The organism is Dechloromonas agitata is5, assembly GCF_000519045.1.
Classification (GTDB): domain Bacteria; phylum Pseudomonadota; class Gammaproteobacteria; order Burkholderiales; family Rhodocyclaceae; genus Azonexus; species Azonexus agitatus.
In genome coordinates, this window is the sequence record NZ_KI912532.1 from 752,698 (window position 1) to 769,135 (window position 16,438).

Annotated in this window: 17 protein-coding genes; 6 read left to right on the top strand and 11 right to left on the bottom strand. The window is 59.8% G+C overall.

Annotated elements, in window-relative coordinates:
- Positions 1-27: 27 nt before the first annotated feature.
- The 5 genes from K420_RS0103750 to K420_RS0103770 form a co-directional block, all read right to left on the bottom strand.
- On the bottom strand, positions 28-819 hold the full coding sequence (locus tag K420_RS0103750) for a hypothetical protein (RefSeq protein WP_198293789.1): 792 nt from the start codon (positions 817-819) through the stop codon (positions 28-30).
- Between the two features lie 323 nt (positions 820-1,142).
- On the bottom strand, positions 1,143-2,723 hold the full coding sequence (locus K420_RS0103755; RefSeq protein WP_027456871.1) for a hypothetical protein: 1,581 nt from the start codon (positions 2,721-2,723) through the stop codon (positions 1,143-1,145).
- Between the two features lie 226 nt (positions 2,724-2,949).
- The gene (locus K420_RS0103760) at positions 2,950-3,162 is read right to left on the bottom strand and encodes a hypothetical protein (RefSeq protein WP_157274990.1); all 213 of its coding nucleotides are present in this window, start codon (positions 3,160-3,162) and stop codon (positions 2,950-2,952) included.
- 56 nt (positions 3,163-3,218) lie between these two features.
- The gene (locus K420_RS0103765; RefSeq protein ID WP_157274992.1) at positions 3,219-4,190 is read right to left on the bottom strand and encodes a hypothetical protein; all 972 of its coding nucleotides are present in this window, start codon (positions 4,188-4,190) and stop codon (positions 3,219-3,221) included.
- Between the two features lie 44 nt (positions 4,191-4,234).
- Positions 4,235-4,924: a hypothetical protein gene (locus K420_RS0103770; protein WP_027456874.1), complete on the bottom strand. Its 690-nt coding sequence runs from the start codon at positions 4,922-4,924 to the stop codon at positions 4,235-4,237.
- An 841-nt stretch (positions 4,925-5,765) separates the two neighbouring features.
- Here K420_RS0103770 and K420_RS0103775 point away from each other — a divergent pair.
- The gene (locus K420_RS0103775; RefSeq protein ID WP_027456875.1) at positions 5,766-6,470 is read left to right on the top strand and encodes a hypothetical protein; all 705 of its coding nucleotides are present in this window, start codon (positions 5,766-5,768) and stop codon (positions 6,468-6,470) included.
- On the opposite strand, the gene K420_RS20005 is transcribed toward K420_RS0103775, so the two are convergent.
- A complete protein-coding gene (locus K420_RS20005) occupies positions 6,461-8,026 on the bottom strand; it encodes a recombinase family protein (RefSeq protein ID WP_198293790.1) in 1,566 nt (521 codons plus the stop codon). The two genes, K420_RS0103775 and K420_RS20005, sit on opposite strands and share 10 nt — an antisense overlap.
- 34 nt (positions 8,027-8,060) lie before the next feature.
- Positions 8,061-8,732 carry an exodeoxyribonuclease III gene (locus K420_RS18045; RefSeq protein ID WP_035855239.1) on the bottom strand — a complete coding sequence of 224 codons (672 nt, stop codon included), beginning with the start codon at positions 8,730-8,732 and terminating at the stop codon, positions 8,061-8,063.
- Positions 8,733-8,780: 48 nt separating this feature from the next.
- On the opposite strand from K420_RS18045, the gene pyrE reads away from it, so the two are divergent.
- Both pyrE and K420_RS18050 read left to right on the top strand, forming a co-directional pair.
- Positions 8,781-9,422, top strand: coding sequence for an orotate phosphoribosyltransferase (gene pyrE / locus K420_RS0103790; protein ID WP_027456877.1), 642 nt, complete (start codon positions 8,781-8,783; stop codon positions 9,420-9,422).
- On the top strand, positions 9,415-10,053 hold the full coding sequence (locus K420_RS18050; RefSeq protein ID WP_051452942.1) for a hypothetical protein: 639 nt from the start codon (positions 9,415-9,417) through the stop codon (positions 10,051-10,053). The genes pyrE and K420_RS18050 overlap by 8 nt, the downstream gene beginning before the upstream one ends.
- Here the strand turns inward: K420_RS18050 and gatB are convergent, their stop codons facing one another.
- From gatB to gatC, 4 genes are read right to left on the bottom strand one after another with little or no spacing between them, the layout of a single operon-like run.
- Positions 10,054-11,505, bottom strand: coding sequence for an Asp-tRNA(Asn)/Glu-tRNA(Gln) amidotransferase subunit GatB (gene gatB / locus K420_RS0103800; RefSeq protein WP_027456878.1), 1,452 nt, complete (start codon positions 11,503-11,505; stop codon positions 10,054-10,056).
- 12 nt (positions 11,506-11,517) lie between these two features.
- Entirely contained in the window at positions 11,518-12,060 is a 543-nt protein-coding gene (locus K420_RS18055) for a hypothetical protein (protein ID WP_051452943.1), read from the bottom strand.
- A complete protein-coding gene (gene gatA, locus K420_RS0103810; protein ID WP_027456879.1) occupies positions 12,060-13,517 on the bottom strand; it encodes an Asp-tRNA(Asn)/Glu-tRNA(Gln) amidotransferase subunit GatA in 1,458 nt (485 codons plus the stop codon). The genes K420_RS18055 and gatA overlap by 1 nt, the downstream gene beginning before the upstream one ends.
- Positions 13,514-13,801: an Asp-tRNA(Asn)/Glu-tRNA(Gln) amidotransferase subunit GatC gene (gene gatC / locus K420_RS0103815; protein ID WP_027456880.1), complete on the bottom strand. Its 288-nt coding sequence runs from the start codon at positions 13,799-13,801 to the stop codon at positions 13,514-13,516. Before gatC ends, gatA begins: the two co-directional genes overlap by 4 nt.
- Positions 13,802-13,905: 104 nt before the next feature.
- Between gatC and K420_RS0103820 the strand changes: the two genes are divergently transcribed.
- Genes K420_RS0103820 through mreD form a run of 3 tightly spaced genes read left to right on the top strand, consistent with a single transcriptional unit; the run spans position 13,906 to position 16,431 of the window.
- Positions 13,906-14,949, top strand: a complete 1,044-nt coding sequence (locus tag K420_RS0103820; RefSeq protein ID WP_027456881.1) for a rod shape-determining protein — start codon at positions 13,906-13,908, stop codon at positions 14,947-14,949.
- 34 nt (positions 14,950-14,983) lie between these two features.
- Entirely contained in the window at positions 14,984-15,910 is a 927-nt protein-coding gene (mreC, locus tag K420_RS0103825) for a rod shape-determining protein MreC (RefSeq protein WP_027456882.1), read from the top strand.
- Complete coding sequence (gene mreD / locus K420_RS0103830; RefSeq protein ID WP_027456883.1) at positions 15,910-16,431, top strand: rod shape-determining protein MreD; 522 nt, start codon at positions 15,910-15,912, stop codon at positions 16,429-16,431. The genes mreC and mreD overlap by 1 nt, the downstream gene beginning before the upstream one ends.
- Positions 16,432-16,438 lie beyond the last annotated feature (7 nt).

Consider the following 16,438-nt stretch of genomic DNA (forward strand, 5'->3'; position numbering starts at 1 on the left):
GGAATGATGCTGGTCGCCATCTCCGGTTTAGTGGATGGTGCGGTCTGCATTAACCTCGGCTTCGATATGTTCGACGGTGCAGTCGGTCAGTGTGATGCGCTCGGGAACCGGCTGCCCATCAATTAGGACCAGCGTACGGTCTTGCAGGAAGCGAACGGCCATCATCGCCATATCGACGGTCCGTTCATAGGCATCTTTGGCCGTGCCATGACCAATCGGCAGGTCGAGGAGATGGGTGATGGCCTCAGGATGGATGGGGAGTGCCGCTTCGGCACCATGGGTTTCCTGGGGGGCGGCGGCGTCCGAAGTCACGAACAGGAAGTGGAGTTTCCCGGCGTTTCCAGCGGCCTGCAGCATGGCGCGGGTCACCGGTACTTCCAAGTCAAAGAGTGTTCTGGATTGTATCGAACCGACCTGCAGGGTGATGGCGAGCAACAGCCTGGCGCAGGGGGACTCGAAGGCCATCACCCGGGTGGTCATCGGTTGTTTCGCCCGCATGGCCTGGATGAAGTCGGGGAAGGCGCCAGCGACGATGGTGAAGCCCTTGGGTTTGCCGGGATTGGGTGCCATGCCGCTGCTGGCCAGACATTCTGAATATTCCGGTTCGCTTAGTATCCGGCCGGAGAACAGTCCGATGCCTTGAAGCATTTGCCGCATTTTTGTGTCCATTTTTTTCCTTTCATGATTGTCCTGGTGCTGCGTATAGCGAACTCGGCATGAAAGGGGGGGGCTGTTGCGGTCGGAAGGCGAAGTTTGATCAGGTGATGACTTTCCTGCTTTGAGTTTCAGCGTTGAAACCAATGGCATGATATCTGGCAAGTCCTCATTGCAGGGACAACCATCCCCGCTTTGGGGAGTGAATGAAATGTAACTACCGCTGGCCGGAAGGAACGTTGGATTCGAAGCTGATTAAGATCCGGAGGTGCTGGCGTTAAGGGGGGCACCGATACTATTCAGTTTCAGTGCTGAAACCGGATAGATCGGGTTGTGTAATGCAGCGACATCAATCTGCAAGTGGCCAATGCAGCTTTGTCAATTGTCGGTTGGGATGACGGCAGTGCGCGGAATTCTGCCGTAGGGCAATTCACACAACTTGCCCTTTGCAGATACTTTAACCATACCGTATCCGGCGCAGAACCGCCTCAATAATCCAAAAGCTCGGCGCAGTGCTCGGGAGGTTTCGTATCCGCCAAGGCGATCGCGATGTTGGCACGGGCTACCAATTCCATCGGCTTCAGCCGGTTGACGTACAGCCCGTGGGCGATCCGGTCCATTCCGGCGCCAACCAATTTTGAGACCGTTCTCAGGCTGCCCGACAAAGCCACGCTGCTGGTCATGCCCCCGTGCAGGATCAGATTCCGCTGGCGGTACAGGCGATGGAATGCGTCCGCTACCAAGTCCTTCGCAGTAATCAGTTCCCGGTTCGGCGCGGCGACCAACGTCCCCATCCTTCTGACCGCGGCTTCGTCCGCCCCGTGGCTGATTCCCAAAGGCTCGTTCGCGACGATCGCCTTGACCAGTCGGATCGCGCGCTGTTTGTTGGTCGCGCAGGCCGACAAGTCCTCCGCCAATGGCCCGATGGCCACCTTGGCGACCTTGTAGGACAGCGCCGTCAGCTCCGCCCGGGGAATCGAGCAGGCTACCAGTGAGGCCAGGTGGTCCGCAGCGACTGATCGGTTGCTCGGTTCACCCAACAGCCCCTCAACGGCTGCCCATCCTCCCGCGATGGCCGCGGTCGGGGAGCTCTGCTCAAGGTGCGCGAGCAGTTCGAAGGCTGCATCGACGCTCTCGGAAACGACGTCCGATGGCTCAGCGAACACCGTTCCGGAGCGGAAGAGTTCCTCGACGCGGACGCCCCTGGATCCTTTCTGAATCGGCAAAGCCTCGTCGGCGCCCTCGACCCAGATGAACGGAAGGGCCCTAAGTCCTTTCCCGGTACCGATGGACAACCGCGCCGAGTACCGGTCAAGCAGGTCCCGCGCCGACTCGGCAGCGCCTTGGGCATCCCGCGCGACCACCGTCCAGACGAACCCGCCGGACGGCCTGACGTCCCGCGTGCTGTGCCCCCTGTCTTTCAACCACCGCGCGATTTCGACCGGACGGATCCAGCCTGGTGGGAATCCGCCCGGATGGCGCGGCGGATGCTCGAACGCAACGAGCGCGCGCCACTCGCGCAAGGGATTCTCCCGCTCCAAGGTCTGAAGTTCTTCGCAAAGTTCCGCGAGCGTGGTTTCTTGGGGGGAAGACACGATGATTTCCCGTAGCTTCGCGTGGACGTGGGCGCTCGAAAATCCTTTGTCCAATAGGTGCGTCGCAACGCATTTGGCCATCCGCTCGGGGGAGAACTGCGCCCCGTTGCGTACCACGGAGCCCCATCGGGAAAGGTAATTCGCGCCGATGCTCCGCGAAAGCTGGCAAATCGCGCTGTACGCTTCCCCGCCTTGCTTCGGAACATCCTTCAAGCGCTCGTTGAGGACGGACTTTTCCTGCGTGGTCAGGGTAGGATCCGCACCGGCCATGCGTTGTATCGATTTGGCGAGCCGTCTCACCGAGACGTCGCTCAACGTGCCAACCTGCATCGCATCGCTGGCTTCGATCAGTTCCTGGAGTGCCAATTCGATTCCGATACCCCACAGGGAACGGTGCCACGGAAGGTTGGCGTCGCACAGTTCAAGGAGACGCAGGGCTGCCAGGCGCTCCGTTTGATTGTTGGATTTCAGCATGTGCTGTATTATGGAGGTAATGGCAGATTCCGTTGCCGACCTTCTAAGGGACAATGACCTGTGACGAGGCGGCGAAAGCCAAATCCGATCAGCTCCACGTCCCTATTCATGTGAAACCCCGTCCGAGCGACGGGGTTTTTTTTGGGGCCAGCAGCCCCGTTTTCATTATGGGCCGGGCAAGCCTGCGGGCACGCAGGGAAGTGGGTGGGTACGGGGGCGGCTACGGCTATTCCGTAACGGCCAACATCGTATCCGCAGTCGGATACGATGTTGCAGTTCGCTCCAAGTATTCGGCAAAAGTGGACAAATTGAGGGCCGTTTCATCGCGGTAGTGCAGACGGTAAGCGAGATCCTGGATGAGGGCGGCGTCTACCGCCCCGCACTCCAGATACGAACGGACAATTACCGCAGCGAATTTTGCGTTGATCGAATAGAGCACCAAATGTATCCTCATCCCGGAATAAGTCAAGGCTGGCAAGTATGTTGGAAACAACGTCAGTTTTTATTGCCAACCGCCTTTTTCGCCGCTTCCTTTTCAAGTTTCGCTATGCCCTCGTCGTCAACGCTCCGGATTACGAGTCCAGCTACCGGAATGCGTTCCCCCTCGCCGGTGTCCATGTGGTATATCAACATGTAACTGCTCGAGCTCAGTACCACCCGGCCATGGTTGGCGTAGGGTTTCACCGGGTCGGGCGAAGTCACCGAGGCACACGTCGCGCCGGTTTCTCCTTTGCCGGTTTTTTCCCCTTTACGTCGGTCACTTCCCGTCACGACGGGAACGCAGTGCTGGGGCTTCAGCACGTATTCGGCAAAATATCCCTGGCCGGCGCCGTAGCCGATAAAGGGAATCATGAGCAGGCAAAGCATGAGTGCGAAGATGCCGGCCAAGCCGGCGACGGGCGCGGAAACTGCTATGGCTAAACACCAAGCGGCAAGGGTGGCCGCCTTCCGGAGGGTCGCGCGGATCGACTCGTTCCCTTCGGGGATTACCTGCGACTTGACCCAATCTCTGCCGAACGTCGGCAGCCGGTCTTTGTTCCGCTGCAGGACCGAGACGAAAACGACTGCCAGGAACGCCATTGCCGCTACTGGCAATGCCTTGCCACTGGAGTCCGCGACGATGGCCCATAAATCGATCTTGTCGAACGCCGCCACAAGCATCAGGACGCCGGGCCAGACGAGGGTCAGGAGCTCGAACGGTCCCCCCAACATGCTCCCGTGGTCGAGATTGATCGCGGATGACACGCCCAAAACGACCCCGTATCCGAAAAGCGAAACGACCGCCCCGACCAGGGCCAGGAATTTCAGGAACCGTTCGGTGACTTCCGATGACGCTTTGGCCTTTTCCGGTTTCACCGACGCTCGATCGCCTTCATCCGAGGTTTCTCCCAAAGGCCTTCCAACGGGATGCCGGAAGGCGCGGATCGGGCTGTGTCCCCACTCGTTACGCCTCCTCTGGTCATGCATGTTCTAGTCCCTTCGGCCTTCCTTCCGCATCCCGCGGATAGTCGTCATCCACCGATTCGAACAGCCTCTCTTATCCGGCTCCATCGTCGTGTTAACGTAGGTCGCCTGCACCCATTCTCCGTTGACGCGCCGGAAGCGAATCTGCTGGATAGAGAAACCGTTCCTGGCGCTGAAGTGTACGTCCAGATCGCAGGCGTTTCCTGACCCCAGGTCAATCGAACCCAGCGGCCGTGCTTGCCGCTCGGCCAGTCCCCGACGCTCTTGATGACGCCTAATGGGAGGGCGCCGGTCTGGGCGGCAGACTGGAACGTTGCCGAATCGACGAGCCTGGCCGTGACGGCGTAAATGGGGTACTTGCCCTGGTGCACTACGGTGAGTGTCGCTTTGTCACTTCCCTGGTCGATCCCCGCGGCCACGTAGCAGAAACTGTCGCCACCAGTCGCATAACTGGCGACGTCCTTAGCTGCCGCTTCCAGATTGCCCACTATCGCCTCAACGCGCTGCTCGATGTTCCCCAGGCCGAACTGGACGTTCTCCTGTTTCCGGATCCGGAACACCTGGCCGGTGAGCCAGCTTACGAGAAAGAAGGTTGGACCGGCGGTTTCGAGCAGTTTCTGGAATTCGATCGGTTTCCCCCACGTGACGTAGGCCGTCCATGCCGGCGTGGCCAGCAATGGGATCCAGAATTCGCGCAGAATCTGCCCTCCGGTCCTTTTCCAGTTTCCAAAATCCATCAGCCGGCCTCCGATAAAGGCCGGATTTTACGCGCATGGCGGTACGTAGTGCTTCCGCGGCCGAGCCATTATTCCTAGCCCGGATTTGCCGGATCTCACCGACGCCCGATTCCGTCCGGCGGCAATGCGGCGCTTCATCAAAAACACCGAACAAGCCCGCGCTCTCGCACAACTCCCGCTCGGTATTGCTTCAACAATTCCCACAGTGGTTGCCCCGCCGAATTACGGTGGTAGTGATCAAGTACGCGTCCTTCGCTCGGAAGTTGGGTCTCGCTAAGGTAATCGCTTGGTGATCAGGGTCAAAGGGACTCCGAACAGTCGCTCACCGCATACCGGAAACATTTCCCCTCATGCAGGCAGAAAAAGAAAAGCCTACTTATACAGGACTCCATCAATCCTTTGGTACCCTGAAATGAGCGCCATTTCCTGCTCCATAGAGAACCTGCTTGACGCTGAAACTGGCCCTCTGTATCACCGCTACCACGATGAACGTTTCTCTCAGGAGGCTTTCGTCCAACTCGATGAAGCGGGGGGATTGCTGTATCCCCCGCTGGAGCGTTTCACCTCAGCTCGATGCTTCCACCTTGGCGACATGCCTTCGTTCGGACGCGCTTCGGCAACTGTATGAACGGGGCTATGCCGGGAATGAAATCCGAGCGAGCAACGGCCATCGGTTCGGCCTCCTGAATGCGGATACGCTGGATGCCTGTCGTGGGGCGAAGTCGCCCAAAAATCTTTGGAATCTTTTTTGTTCGTGACTCGCTAGCGCGTCGCTATACGGTGAAAAGGCCCGCCAATGCTGGCGGTCCTTGTTTGTGCTGCCGCACAAAGGAGCCTTTTCATGCGATACGACCCACTGGTTCTGACGAACCAGGCTGTAGCAATGCAGCGCATTGCGGATTATGTCCGTTCCGGACACGTGTTTTGGACCTCGGGTGAGGTCCCCATGGTCAGGGCGAAGGCCCTGGTGTACAAGTTCGACCGTCTGTATGGCATTGGCCGAACCCGCAATCAGCGGGCCACGGACAGGTCACACGGGGTGGCTGGCGCGACACTGATTCTGTATTGCCCGCATACGTCGGACGAATCACCGCCTACGGGCAAAATCCGTTGGGTGTTGTTGTTGAGTGCCGGTGACAATCCGGCGTATGCGGTCGAGAAATTGCATGATGCGCGTGATCGCGCAACGCGATTACGCTGGGGAGACTATGAATTGCTGCAAATTGCCCGGCCGGGGCAATTGAAACCGGCTTGGAGTTGGCGTCTGCGGCAGCAAGCCTATGATGACTTTCGACATCGCATCATCCAGGCAATTCGCCACCAAAATTCTTTTGAATACGAATCGGTTCTGGACACCCTTTATCGGCTTCCAGGGTTTGCAGGGGTGCGGGTACAGGGGAAAAAATTACTCCACCTCTACGGGGTGGAGTGGGTTCGTAGGTTTGGGGAAAGGGGCCATCTGCAGAAGCGGTTGCGATACGTTCAACGTTTGAAAACTCAAGGTACGAAACTATCTATTTTGGTTAAAGATATCCGTTATCGTTGAATTTTCGGGCGACCTAATTTCGGTTCCAAAATTGCTTTCGGAATATTAGTCATCAAAGTGCTTCCGGATCTCATCGTTGTAACAAAGAATCCATCATTCCATTCAATTTTTGATACAACAGATGCAAGTGACACTGCGAGATTAAGGCGCTCTTTTTCGGCCCCTTTAACATCGATGTACAACTCCGCCTGCTTTGCCATGTCGTAACCGAAGGATTGGTTTTCTGTTGGCAGCCTTTCAAGTTCTTCCTTGGCAATTTGAAGTTCGTTATTCGCGGATTGAAGTTCCTGATCTAAGGTCATCAGTCTCGACAAAAGCAGATGATTACTTCCGCCTTCCTCGATGGCTTTCATAATGTGAGCGACTCGACTTTCCAAGTCTCTGATTTTTTCCTCGGCTTTTGAAAAATCATTACGTGCTCTAGTGGACTTCTCCTTTGGGCTAAATGCATATTGTTCAGCTTGGGCAATATTGGCTAGTAATGGGCCAATTAAAGCTGCTTCAGGCACACTCGGGCATAGTGAGATGCCTGCGATTCGATTGGCGCAGTAATACTTGACTCTACCTCTGCCTTCGCTAGATTTTCCCTTTCGTTCCATGCGCTTTCCGCATTTGCAAAACAAAAGGCCAGAAAAAATATCAGCTCGAATTCCCCTCAGCCTGCTTGGCGAGCTTCTGCCTTGGAGTGCCTTTTGGACCGCTCTCCATTCTTCCTCGGCAATTGCGGCTGGGAAATAATTTCTGATCACCTCTCCGTTCGGAATAAGCTTGCCGGCCACCATTTTCATGGGCTGCCACTCCCCGAGAACGCGCCGATCACGTAACAACCTACTGACGCTTGTATGCTCCCATTGTTCTGTACTCTTGCTTTTAGTTCGCCATGGGAATGCCCAAGATTCACGATTTGCCGATTTGGCTATTGAAATGCCTCCTGCACCACTGGACGCCATTGCAAATGCTTTTCTAACGCTATCTGCCTTTTCTGGAATTAGCTCCCATCCACTCCGGTCACTTTTCGGACGAACCCAGCCCGGACCGTGCATTATGGAAACGACAGGAAGTCCTTGCTCCCGCTTTTTCTGGAAAGCTGCGCTAACGCGTTTTGATTTTGTCGCGCTTTCCTCGTGAGCTCGCGCAAATAAAAACACCGACATCATAAATGATGCGGTATCGTTGATTGTCTCGTTATTCCATTCGAGGCCGTCTATCAAGGAAACGACCCTAATCCCGGCGCGCACAATTGATGTCAGAAGTGCAACTGCATCAGGAATTGCAGTTCTGGTCAGCCGATCCAGACTTTCTACCAGAAGTATTGAGCCAGATGGCACCTTGCCTGACTGAGCTGCTTCAAGAAAGCCCGCAAGGGCTCCTTTTGTTATGTTGTGTCCTTTGTAAGCGGACACACCAAGGTCAGCCAGCACCAATGACTGGTCTAGCTTTAGATTATGTTCTTCGCACCATCTCTGAGCGGAGGCAATCTGGCGTTCTAGACTGTGTCCTGAAGCTTGGCGCCCCGATGAAAATCGTCGATAGGAAAATACCTTGGGTCTGGTCATGGGAGGCATTATAGTCGGCATAATGTGCAACTGACTAATCGATTCGCCACCCGACGTTCTTGGCCCAGGCCTGACCCCGGTTGCTCCACCATGTGTAGCAGGCATCGGTCGCCTCAGGGTATAGCTGGCGATAGACATCGGCCCAACCCAACTCGTCAAATACCTTGCTCAGCCAGGCCCGTTCCTCGGGCAGAAAGCCGGAATTCTTCTGATTCGACTTCCAGTTCTTCAAGTCGATTTCCCGATGGGCGATGTTCCAGTCGCCACACAGCACGATCTCCCGGCCTTCGGCGCGCAAGGCCTGCATCTGCGGGAAGAAAACATCCAGGAAGCGGAACTTGGCTGCCTGGCGCTCCGGGGACGATGAACCGGAGGGCAGGTAAAGCGAAATTACCGACAAGTTGCCGAAATCGGCGCGGATGTAGCGCCCCTCGGCGTCGAACTCTCCACCATCGAAGCCTTCGACGACCCGGTCGGGCTGTTGCCGGCTCCAGATGCCGACCCCGCTGTAGCCCTTCTTCTCGGCGCAGTGATAAAAGGCCTGCATGCCATCCGGCGCCAACATCTCCGGCGTCAGGTCGGCGCGTTGGGCTTTCAACTCCTGCAGGCAGACGATGTCGGCATTCTGGGCGGCGACCCAGGGCAGCACATTTTTGCCCCATGCGGAGCGGATACCATTGAGGTTCAGGGAGATGATGCGTAACATTGTGCTGAAAATTGGCCTTGTTTTCGCGGCCTAGTGGATTAAGGAACTATGGATTTTCGTCAGGATTTCATCGAATTCGCCGTCCGTTGCCAGGTATTGCGCTTTGGCGAATTCAAGACCAAGGCAGGGCGGCTTTCGCCCTATTTCTTCAACGCCGGCCTGTTCAACGATGGCAACTCGCTCGGCAAACTCGCCGAATTCTACGCCAAAGCCGCCGAAGCCGGCGGCGTCCAGTTCGACATGCTGTTCGGCCCGGCCTACAAGGGCATCCCGCTCGTCGCTGCGATCGCCATCGCCCTTGCGCAGCGCGGCCAGAACTTCCCCTTCGCCTTCAACCGCAAGGAAGCCAAGGATCACGGCGAGGGCGGCAATATCGTCGGTGCGCCCTTGCAGGGCCGCGTCCTGATCGTCGATGACGTGATCTCGGCCGGCACCTCGGTCCGCGAATCGGTCGAACTGATTCGTGCGGCCGGTGCGACGCCAGCGGGTGTACTGATCGCCCTCGATCGCCAGGAGCGCGGCCAGGGTGAATTGTCCGCCGTGCAGGAAGTCCAGCGCGACTACGGCATCCCGGTTATCGCCGTGGCCGGCTTGAAGGACTTGATGACGTTTCTCGGCGAGCGGCCCGACTTCGCCGCGCATCGGGATGCCGTCGCCCGTTACCGGGTGCAGTACGGGGTCGATGCGTAAGCTCGCGCTACCGCTCCTCGCCCTGCTCCTGGCCAACTCGGCCCAGGCGGCAAACGAGTTCTATTGCTGCCAGGATCCCGCCAGCGGCCGCCGCGTCTGCAGCGACACGCTGCCCGAGCAGTGCCGGGGGCGTGCCTACCGCATACTCGACAGCGGGGGTAACATCATCAAGGAAGTTGGCGCGCCGCTGAGCCCGGAGCAAAAGGCCGAACAGGCCCTTGAAAACAAGCGGCGCAAGCAGCTTGAGGAAGCCGGCCGCGAGCAGCGGCGGCGCGACCAGGCCCTGCTCGATACCTATGCCACGCCGGAAGATATCGACTTGGCGCAGAAAAAGGCGGAAGCCGACGTCAATACCGCCATCCTGGCGGCAATCGGCCGCATCGACGCAGCTCAGGTCAAGCGCAAGAAATTGGCCGATGAGGCCGAGTTCTACAAGAAAAAGACGCTGCCGCCCGAGCTTGACCGGAATCTGCGTGCCATCGACCACGAGATCCGGCTGCAGCAGGAACTCCTCGATCTGAAGAAGAAAGAGTTCGATACGATCAAGGCAAAGTACGATGCCGATCGCAAGCGCTATTTCGAACTGACCCGCCGGCCACCCTCGGCACCGGCGGTACCCTCACCCCGCTGATCAGCCGGCCAGTTTCGCCTTCAGCAGTTCGTTGACCTGTTGCGGGTTGGCCTTGCCCTTGGCAGCCTTCATCACCTGACCGACCAGGGCATTGAACGCCTTTTCCTTGCCCGCCTTGTACTCCGCCACGTTGGCAGCATTGGCGGCAAGCACCTCATCCACGAGCTTCTCGATCGCACCGGTATCGGTGATCTGCTTCAGGCCCTGCTTGTCGATCACCTCGTCGGCCGTCGCGCCTTCACCGTTCCACAGTGCCTCGAAAACCTTCTTGGCGATATTGTTGGAAATGGTGTTGTCGGCAATGCGCTGGATCAGGCCGCCCAGTTGCACAGCGGAAACCGGCGACTCGACGATTTCCTTGCCTTCCTTGTTCAGGCGGGCCGCCAGATCGACCATGACCCAGTTGGCGCACGGCTTGGCATTGGCCTGACCGGCGACGGCAACGGTTGCCTCGAAATAGGCAGCGATTTCCTGGCTGGCGGTCAAGGTGCCGGCATCATAAGTCGACAGGCCGAGGTCGCGCATGAAGCGCTCGCGCTTCTGGCCCGGCAGTTCCGGCAATTCGCCGCGTACGCGCTCCATCCAGTCGGCCGATATGACCAGGGGCAGGAGGTCGGGGTCCGGGAAATAGCGGTAATCGTGCGCGTCCTCCTTGGTCCGCATGGTGCGGGTTTCGCCGGTATCCGGGTCGAATAGCACGGTGGCCTGCTGGATGGCGCGGCCTTCCTCGATCTCGTTGATCTGCCACTGAACTTCGAAGTCGATGGCTTCCTTCAGGAAACGGAAGGAATTCAGGTTCTTGATTTCACGACGGGTGCCGAACGGTGCGCCAGGACGGCGTACCGATACGTTGGCGTCGCAACGGAACGACCCCTCCTGCATGTTGCCGTCGCAGATGCCGATCCAGCGCACCAGGCCGTGCAGCGCGCGGGCATAAGCCACGGCTTCGTCGGACGAGCGCATGTCGGGCTCGGTGACGATTTCGAGCAGCGGCGTACCGGCCCGGTTCAGGTCGATACCCGACTTGCCATGGAAATCCTCGTGCAAGGACTTGCCCGCATCCTCTTCGAGATGGGCACGCGTCAGCGTGATGGTCTTCTCGTAGGCCTTGTCACCGCTCCCCACCTGCACGGTGATGGCACCGCCCTGGACGACCGGCAGCTCGAACTGACTGATCTGATAACCCTTCGGCAGATCGGGATAGAAATAATTCTTGCGGGCGAACACCGAGCGCGGCGCAACATGGGCCCCAATCGCCAGGCCGAAACGGATGGCGCACTCGACGGCCTTGCGGTTCAGCACCGGCAGTACGCCCGGCAAGGCCAGGTCAACAGCACACGCCTGGGTATTCGGCTCAGCGCCAAAGGCGGTCGAGGCACCCGAGAAGATTTTCGAGACGGTAGCCAGTTGCGCATGCGTTTCGATGCCGATGACGACTTCCCATTGGTTCATAGCTTCATCCGTTCAGAAACATTGGCCGGTCTTCGATTCGACGAGAATCGGCCACAAATAGTCGAATGCCTTGCCTTCGCACGACTTCTGGCAGCTGTTGAAGGCAACGGTAATTTTTTCACTCTGCTCGCGCCACATGCGGACGGTGCACTTGCTGTCCCTGGCATGGCGCAGGAGCACCTGAGGCTCCCTTGCCTCCTGGCGGAAATCGACCAGATTGAAGCGACAACGACCGCGCCCCTTGATCAGGATGTCGGCGTTGAAATCGCTGACCTCGCCATCGCCGACGGTCAGTTTTAGCTTGGTCGCCGTGCCGATTTCGTCAACCCGCGAACACTGCGAGGCGACTGTCACCGGCGAGGTGTCGTGCGGCTTGATGCCATGCTTGGCCAGGGCACGCTGCGCTGCGGCCGACAGCGGAGGCCTGGGCGAGGCCGGCCGACTGGCCGCCTTGGGCGGTCCTGACTCGTCGTCACGCCCGGTCGAGGGGGCCGGATCGGTTGCGCAGCCGGCAAGGAGCAGCAGCCCCCCGAGCAGCGCCAGCCAGCGCTGCATCAGGCAATCGCCGCCGGGCGGCGGGTGTGCCAGTCGGTCGCCTGCTGGAAGCGATGGGCGACATTGAGCAGACGGGCCTCGTCGAAATAGTTGCCGATCAGTTGCAGGCCGACCGGCAGTTCCTCGGCCAAGCCGCAGGGAATCGACATGCCGGGCAGGCCAGCCAGATTGACCGCGATGGTGTAGATGTCGGACAGGTACATTTGCACCGGGTCGGCCGCCTTTTCACCCAGCTTGAAGGCGATGGACGGCGAAGTCGGCCCCATGATGACGTCGCAAGACTTGAAGGCCTCGACGAAATCGTTGGCGATCAGGCGACGGATGCGCTGCGCCTGCAGGTAATAGGCGTCGTAATAGCCGTGCGACAGCACGTAGGCACCGATCAGGATGCGCCGCTTGACCTCGGCACCAAAACCCTGGGCCCGGGTTTTCATGTACATGTCGTCGAGGCTGCCGTATTCCGGGGCGCGATAGCCGTAGCGCACGCCATCGAAGCGGCTCAGGTTGGAACTAGCCTCGGCCGGCGCGATGACGTAGTAGGCCGGCACCGACAGGTGCGAGTTGGGCAGCGAGACCTCGACGCAGGTCGCGCCGAGTTTTTCGTATTCCTTGATCGCAGCCTGGACGGCGGCCATCACCGCCGCATCGCAACCTTCACCGAAGAATTCCCTAGGCAGGCCGATGCGCAGGCCGTTGAGCGGCTTGTCCAGATCGCGGGCGTAATCCTCGGTCGGACGCTCCAGTGAGGTCGAATCGCGCTCGTCGAAACCGGCCATGGTGTTGAGCAGCAGGGCGCAGTCCTCGGCACTGGCCGCCATCGGGCCGCCTTGGTCGAGCGAGGAGGCGAAGGCGATCATGCCGTAGCGGGAAACAACACCATAGGTCGGCTTGAGGCCGGTCAGGTTGCACAGCGCCGCCGGCTGCCGAATCGAGCCGCCGGTATCGGTGCCGGTCGCCGCCGGCGCCAGGCGCGCCGCAACAGCGGCTGCCGAACCGCCGGAGGAACCACCGGGCACGCGGCTACGATCCCAGGGATTCTTCACCGGGCCGAAATACGAGGTCTCGTTGGACGACCCCATGGCGAATTCGTCCATGTTGGTCTTGCCCAGCGAAACGAGACCGGCTTCGGCATGCATCTTGCGGATCACCGTCGCATCGTACGGAGAGACGAAGTTGGCCAGCATCTTCGAGCCGCAGGTCGTCGTCCAGCCTTCGGCGCAGAAGATGTCCTTCTGGGCGACCGGGATGCCCGTCAGCGGGCCGGCCGTTCCGGCGGCGATACGGGCGTCGGCAGCACGCGCCATGGCCAGGGTCTTCTCTCGGTCCACCGTGACGAAGGCGTTGATCTCGGGATTCAGGCGCTCGATGCGATCGAGGAACAAGGCGCTCAACTCGACACTGGAAATCTGCCTTGCAGCCAGGGCTTGCGACAGGTCTTTCAGGCTCTTGTTGATCATTCGATCACCTTCGGCACAAGGTAGAGGCCCGCTTCGGTTTCCGGTGCCACGGCCTGGAAGGCGGCCCGGCGATCAGCCTCGGTCACCGCATCGTCGCGCAGACGCTGGCTGAGATCCTGGGCATGGGCCATCGGCTCGACCCCGGCGGTATCCACCGCCTGCATTTGTTCGATCAACTGGAAGATTCCGTTGAGGTGGCCCTGGGTGGTCAGGGCCTCGTCATCGCTGACCTCGATACGGGCGAGATGGGCGATGCGCTTGACCTGTTCTAATGTAAGCGACATGGGTGCCGAAGACTTATTTTGCAGTGCACAAAGTCTTAAAATGGAAAGCGTTATAAGGTATCATAAAAGTTTTCCCTACCGCACCCCCCAACGCGGAGCTACAGATGTTCGGTTTCCTCAATAAATACTTCTCCAACGACCTTGCCATCGACCTCGGCACGGCGAATACGCTGATTTACGCGCGGGCCCAGGGCATCGTCCTCGACGAACCGTCGGTCGTTGCCATCCGCGTCGACGGCGGCCCCAATGCCAAGAAGACCATCCAGGCTGTCGGCAAGGAAGCCAAGGAGATGCTCGGCAAAGCACCGGGCAGCATCACCGTCATCCGCCCGATGAAGGACGGCGTGATCGCCGACTTCACCGTCACCGAGCAGATGCTCAAGCAGTTCATCAAGAAGGTGCACGACTCCAAGCTGTTCAGCCCGAGCCCGCGCATCATCATCTGCGTGCCGTCCGGTTCGACCCAGGTCGAACGCCGCGCCATCCGTGAATCCGCCCTGGGCGCCGGCGCCAGCCAGGTGTACCTGATCGAGGAACCGATGGCCGCGGCGATCGGTGCCGGCCTGCCGGTGGCCGACGCGACTGGCTCCATGGTGGTCGATATCGGTGGCGGCACCACCGAAGTCGGCGTCATCTCGCTCGGCGGCATGGTCTATGCCGGCTCCGTGCGTGTCGGTGGCGACAAGCTGGACGAGGCGATCATCAATTACATCAGCCGCAACTACGGCATGATGATCGGTGAAAACACGGCCGAGAACATCAAGAAGACCATCGGTTCCGCCTTCCCGGGGGCCGAAGTCAAGGAAATGGAAGTTTCCGGCATCAACAAGGCCGAAGGTATCCCGCGCAAGTTCACGATTTCCTCCAACGAAATCCTCGAGGCGCTGACCGACCCGCTGAACCAGATCGTTTCCGCCGTGAAGTCCGCGCTGGAAAAGACCCCGCCGGAACTCGGTGCCGACATCGCCGAGAAGGGCATGGTCCTGACCGGCGGCGGCGCCCTGCTGCGCGACCTAGATCGCCTGCTGATGGAAGAGACCGGTCTGCCGGTCATCGTTGCCGACGAGCCGCTGACCTGCGTCGCCCGCGGCTGCGGCATGGCGCTGGAAAAGATGGACAAACTGGGCAGCATCTTCGCTTCGGACTGATCCTTACTTGACCCCAGCCAGGCAGGACTGAGCGATGGCCGGCATCGACCACGCACCACCTCCGTTCTTCAAGCGAGGGCCAGCACCGCTGGCCCTTCTGACTTTCTACATCGCCGTTTCGCTGGCGATCTTCGTGGTCGACCTGCGTTTCAAGAGTCTCGAACTCCTGCGCCAGAGCATCGCCCTGGTCGTCGACCCGGTGCAGCGCGTGGCGCAGACGCCGGGCAGCCTGGTCGATTATGCCGGCCAGTACCTGCAGGGCCTGCGCGCCTTGCAGCAGGAGAACGAGGAACTGAAGCACGCCAAGCTGACCTCCGCACCCGACCTGCAGCGCCTGGCCCAGCTGGAAGTGGAAAACACCCGCCTGCGCAAGCTGCTCGACGTCAAGGAGCGGGAAAAGGCCAGCGGCCAGGTCGCCCAGATCCTGTACACCGCCCGCGACCCCTTCTCGCGCAAGGTCATCGTCGACAAGGGCCAGCAGGCCGAGATCGCGGCGGGCTTGCCGGCCATCGACGAAGCCGGCGTTGTCGGGCAGGTAACCCGTGTCTTCCCCTTCTCGTCGGAAATCACGCTGATCACCGACAAGGACCAGGTGGTGCCGGTGCAGATCGTGCGAACCGGGCAGCGCTCGATCGTCTTCGGCCTCGGCAACGGCCAGCTTGAACTGCGCTACATGCCGGCCAACGCCGACATCGAGGTCGGCGACCTGCTGGTCACCTCGGGTCTGGACGACATCTACCTGCCCGGCTTTCCGGTCGCCAAGGTCGTCAATATCGAGCGCGACAGCGCCTACTCCTTTGCCCGTGTTTTCTGCGTGCCGATTGCCGGGGTCGAAAATTTCGGCGAGGTGATGATCCTCGCTCCCCGCCAGGCGAGGCCGGAACGCCCCCCGGAGAGTGCGAGCCGCGCCGCCGGTAACGACGGCCAGCGGGTCAAGAAAAAACGGATACCGAAGAACTGATGCAACCGACCTTCACCTCGTCCCGCATCCTCTTGCCAGTCCGGCCGTGGTTCATCTTCCTGAGCCTGATCGTCGCCGCCCTGCTCAATTTCCTGCCGACAGCCCACTGGCCCGGCATGCCCGACTGGGTGGCGCTCGTCCTGTGCTTCTGGAGCGTGCGCGAATTCCGCCGCGTCGGCATGGGCTGGGGCTTCGTGCTCGGCCTGCTGATGGATGTCGCCGACGGCGCGGTACTCGGCCAGCACTGCTTCGCCTACGTGCTGCTCGCCTACGCCGGCGCCTCACTATCCCGGCGGATCCTGTGGTTCCCGCTCGCCCAGCAGGCCTTGCAGATCATGCCGCTGCTGATTGGCGCACAACTCATCCAGGCCCTGATGCGCCTGGCCGTCGGTGCCGATTTTCCGGGCTGGGGCTATTTCATCGGTCCCTTCGTGGCCACCCTGCTCTGGATTCCGGCCACCTTCATCCTGCTCCTGCCGCAATACCGGCCGGTCGAGCAAGACCCCAACCGCCCGATCTGAGGTCGAT

What these genes read in the sequence shown, in the direction of transcription:
- K420_RS0103755 (WP_027456871.1), bottom strand. Translation starts at nt 2,723, where the DNA reads ATGCTGAAATCCAACAATCAAACGGAGCGCCTGGCAGCCCTGCGTCTC.
- K420_RS0103765 (WP_157274992.1), bottom strand. Translation starts at nt 4,190, where the DNA reads ATGCATGACCAGAGGAGGCGTAACGAGTGGGGACACAGCCCGATCCGC.
- K420_RS0103770 (WP_027456874.1), bottom strand. Translation starts at nt 4,924, where the DNA reads ATGGATTTTGGAAACTGGAAAAGGACCGGAGGGCAGATTCTGCGCGAA.
- K420_RS0103775 (WP_027456875.1), top strand. Translation starts at nt 5,766, where the DNA reads ATGCGATACGACCCACTGGTTCTGACGAACCAGGCTGTAGCAATGCAG.
- K420_RS20005 (WP_198293790.1), bottom strand. Translation starts at nt 8,026, where the DNA reads ATGACCAGACCCAAGGTATTTTCCTATCGACGATTTTCATCGGGGCGC.
- K420_RS18045 (WP_035855239.1), bottom strand. Translation starts at nt 8,732, where the DNA reads ATGTTACGCATCATCTCCCTGAACCTCAATGGTATCCGCTCCGCATGG.
- pyrE (WP_027456877.1), top strand. Translation starts at nt 8,781, where the DNA reads ATGGATTTTCGTCAGGATTTCATCGAATTCGCCGTCCGTTGCCAGGTA.
- K420_RS18050 (WP_051452942.1), top strand. Translation starts at nt 9,415, where the DNA reads ATGCGTAAGCTCGCGCTACCGCTCCTCGCCCTGCTCCTGGCCAACTCG.
- gatB (WP_027456878.1), bottom strand. Translation starts at nt 11,505, where the DNA reads ATGAACCAATGGGAAGTCGTCATCGGCATCGAAACGCATGCGCAACTG.
- K420_RS18055 (WP_051452943.1), bottom strand. Translation starts at nt 12,060, where the DNA reads ATGCAGCGCTGGCTGGCGCTGCTCGGGGGGCTGCTGCTCCTTGCCGGC.
- gatA (WP_027456879.1), bottom strand. Translation starts at nt 13,517, where the DNA reads ATGATCAACAAGAGCCTGAAAGACCTGTCGCAAGCCCTGGCTGCAAGG.
- gatC (WP_027456880.1), bottom strand. Translation starts at nt 13,801, where the DNA reads ATGTCGCTTACATTAGAACAGGTCAAGCGCATCGCCCATCTCGCCCGT.
- K420_RS0103820 (WP_027456881.1), top strand. Translation starts at nt 13,906, where the DNA reads ATGTTCGGTTTCCTCAATAAATACTTCTCCAACGACCTTGCCATCGAC.
- mreC (WP_027456882.1), top strand. Translation starts at nt 14,984, where the DNA reads ATGGCCGGCATCGACCACGCACCACCTCCGTTCTTCAAGCGAGGGCCA.
- mreD (WP_027456883.1), top strand. Translation starts at nt 15,910, where the DNA reads ATGCAACCGACCTTCACCTCGTCCCGCATCCTCTTGCCAGTCCGGCCG.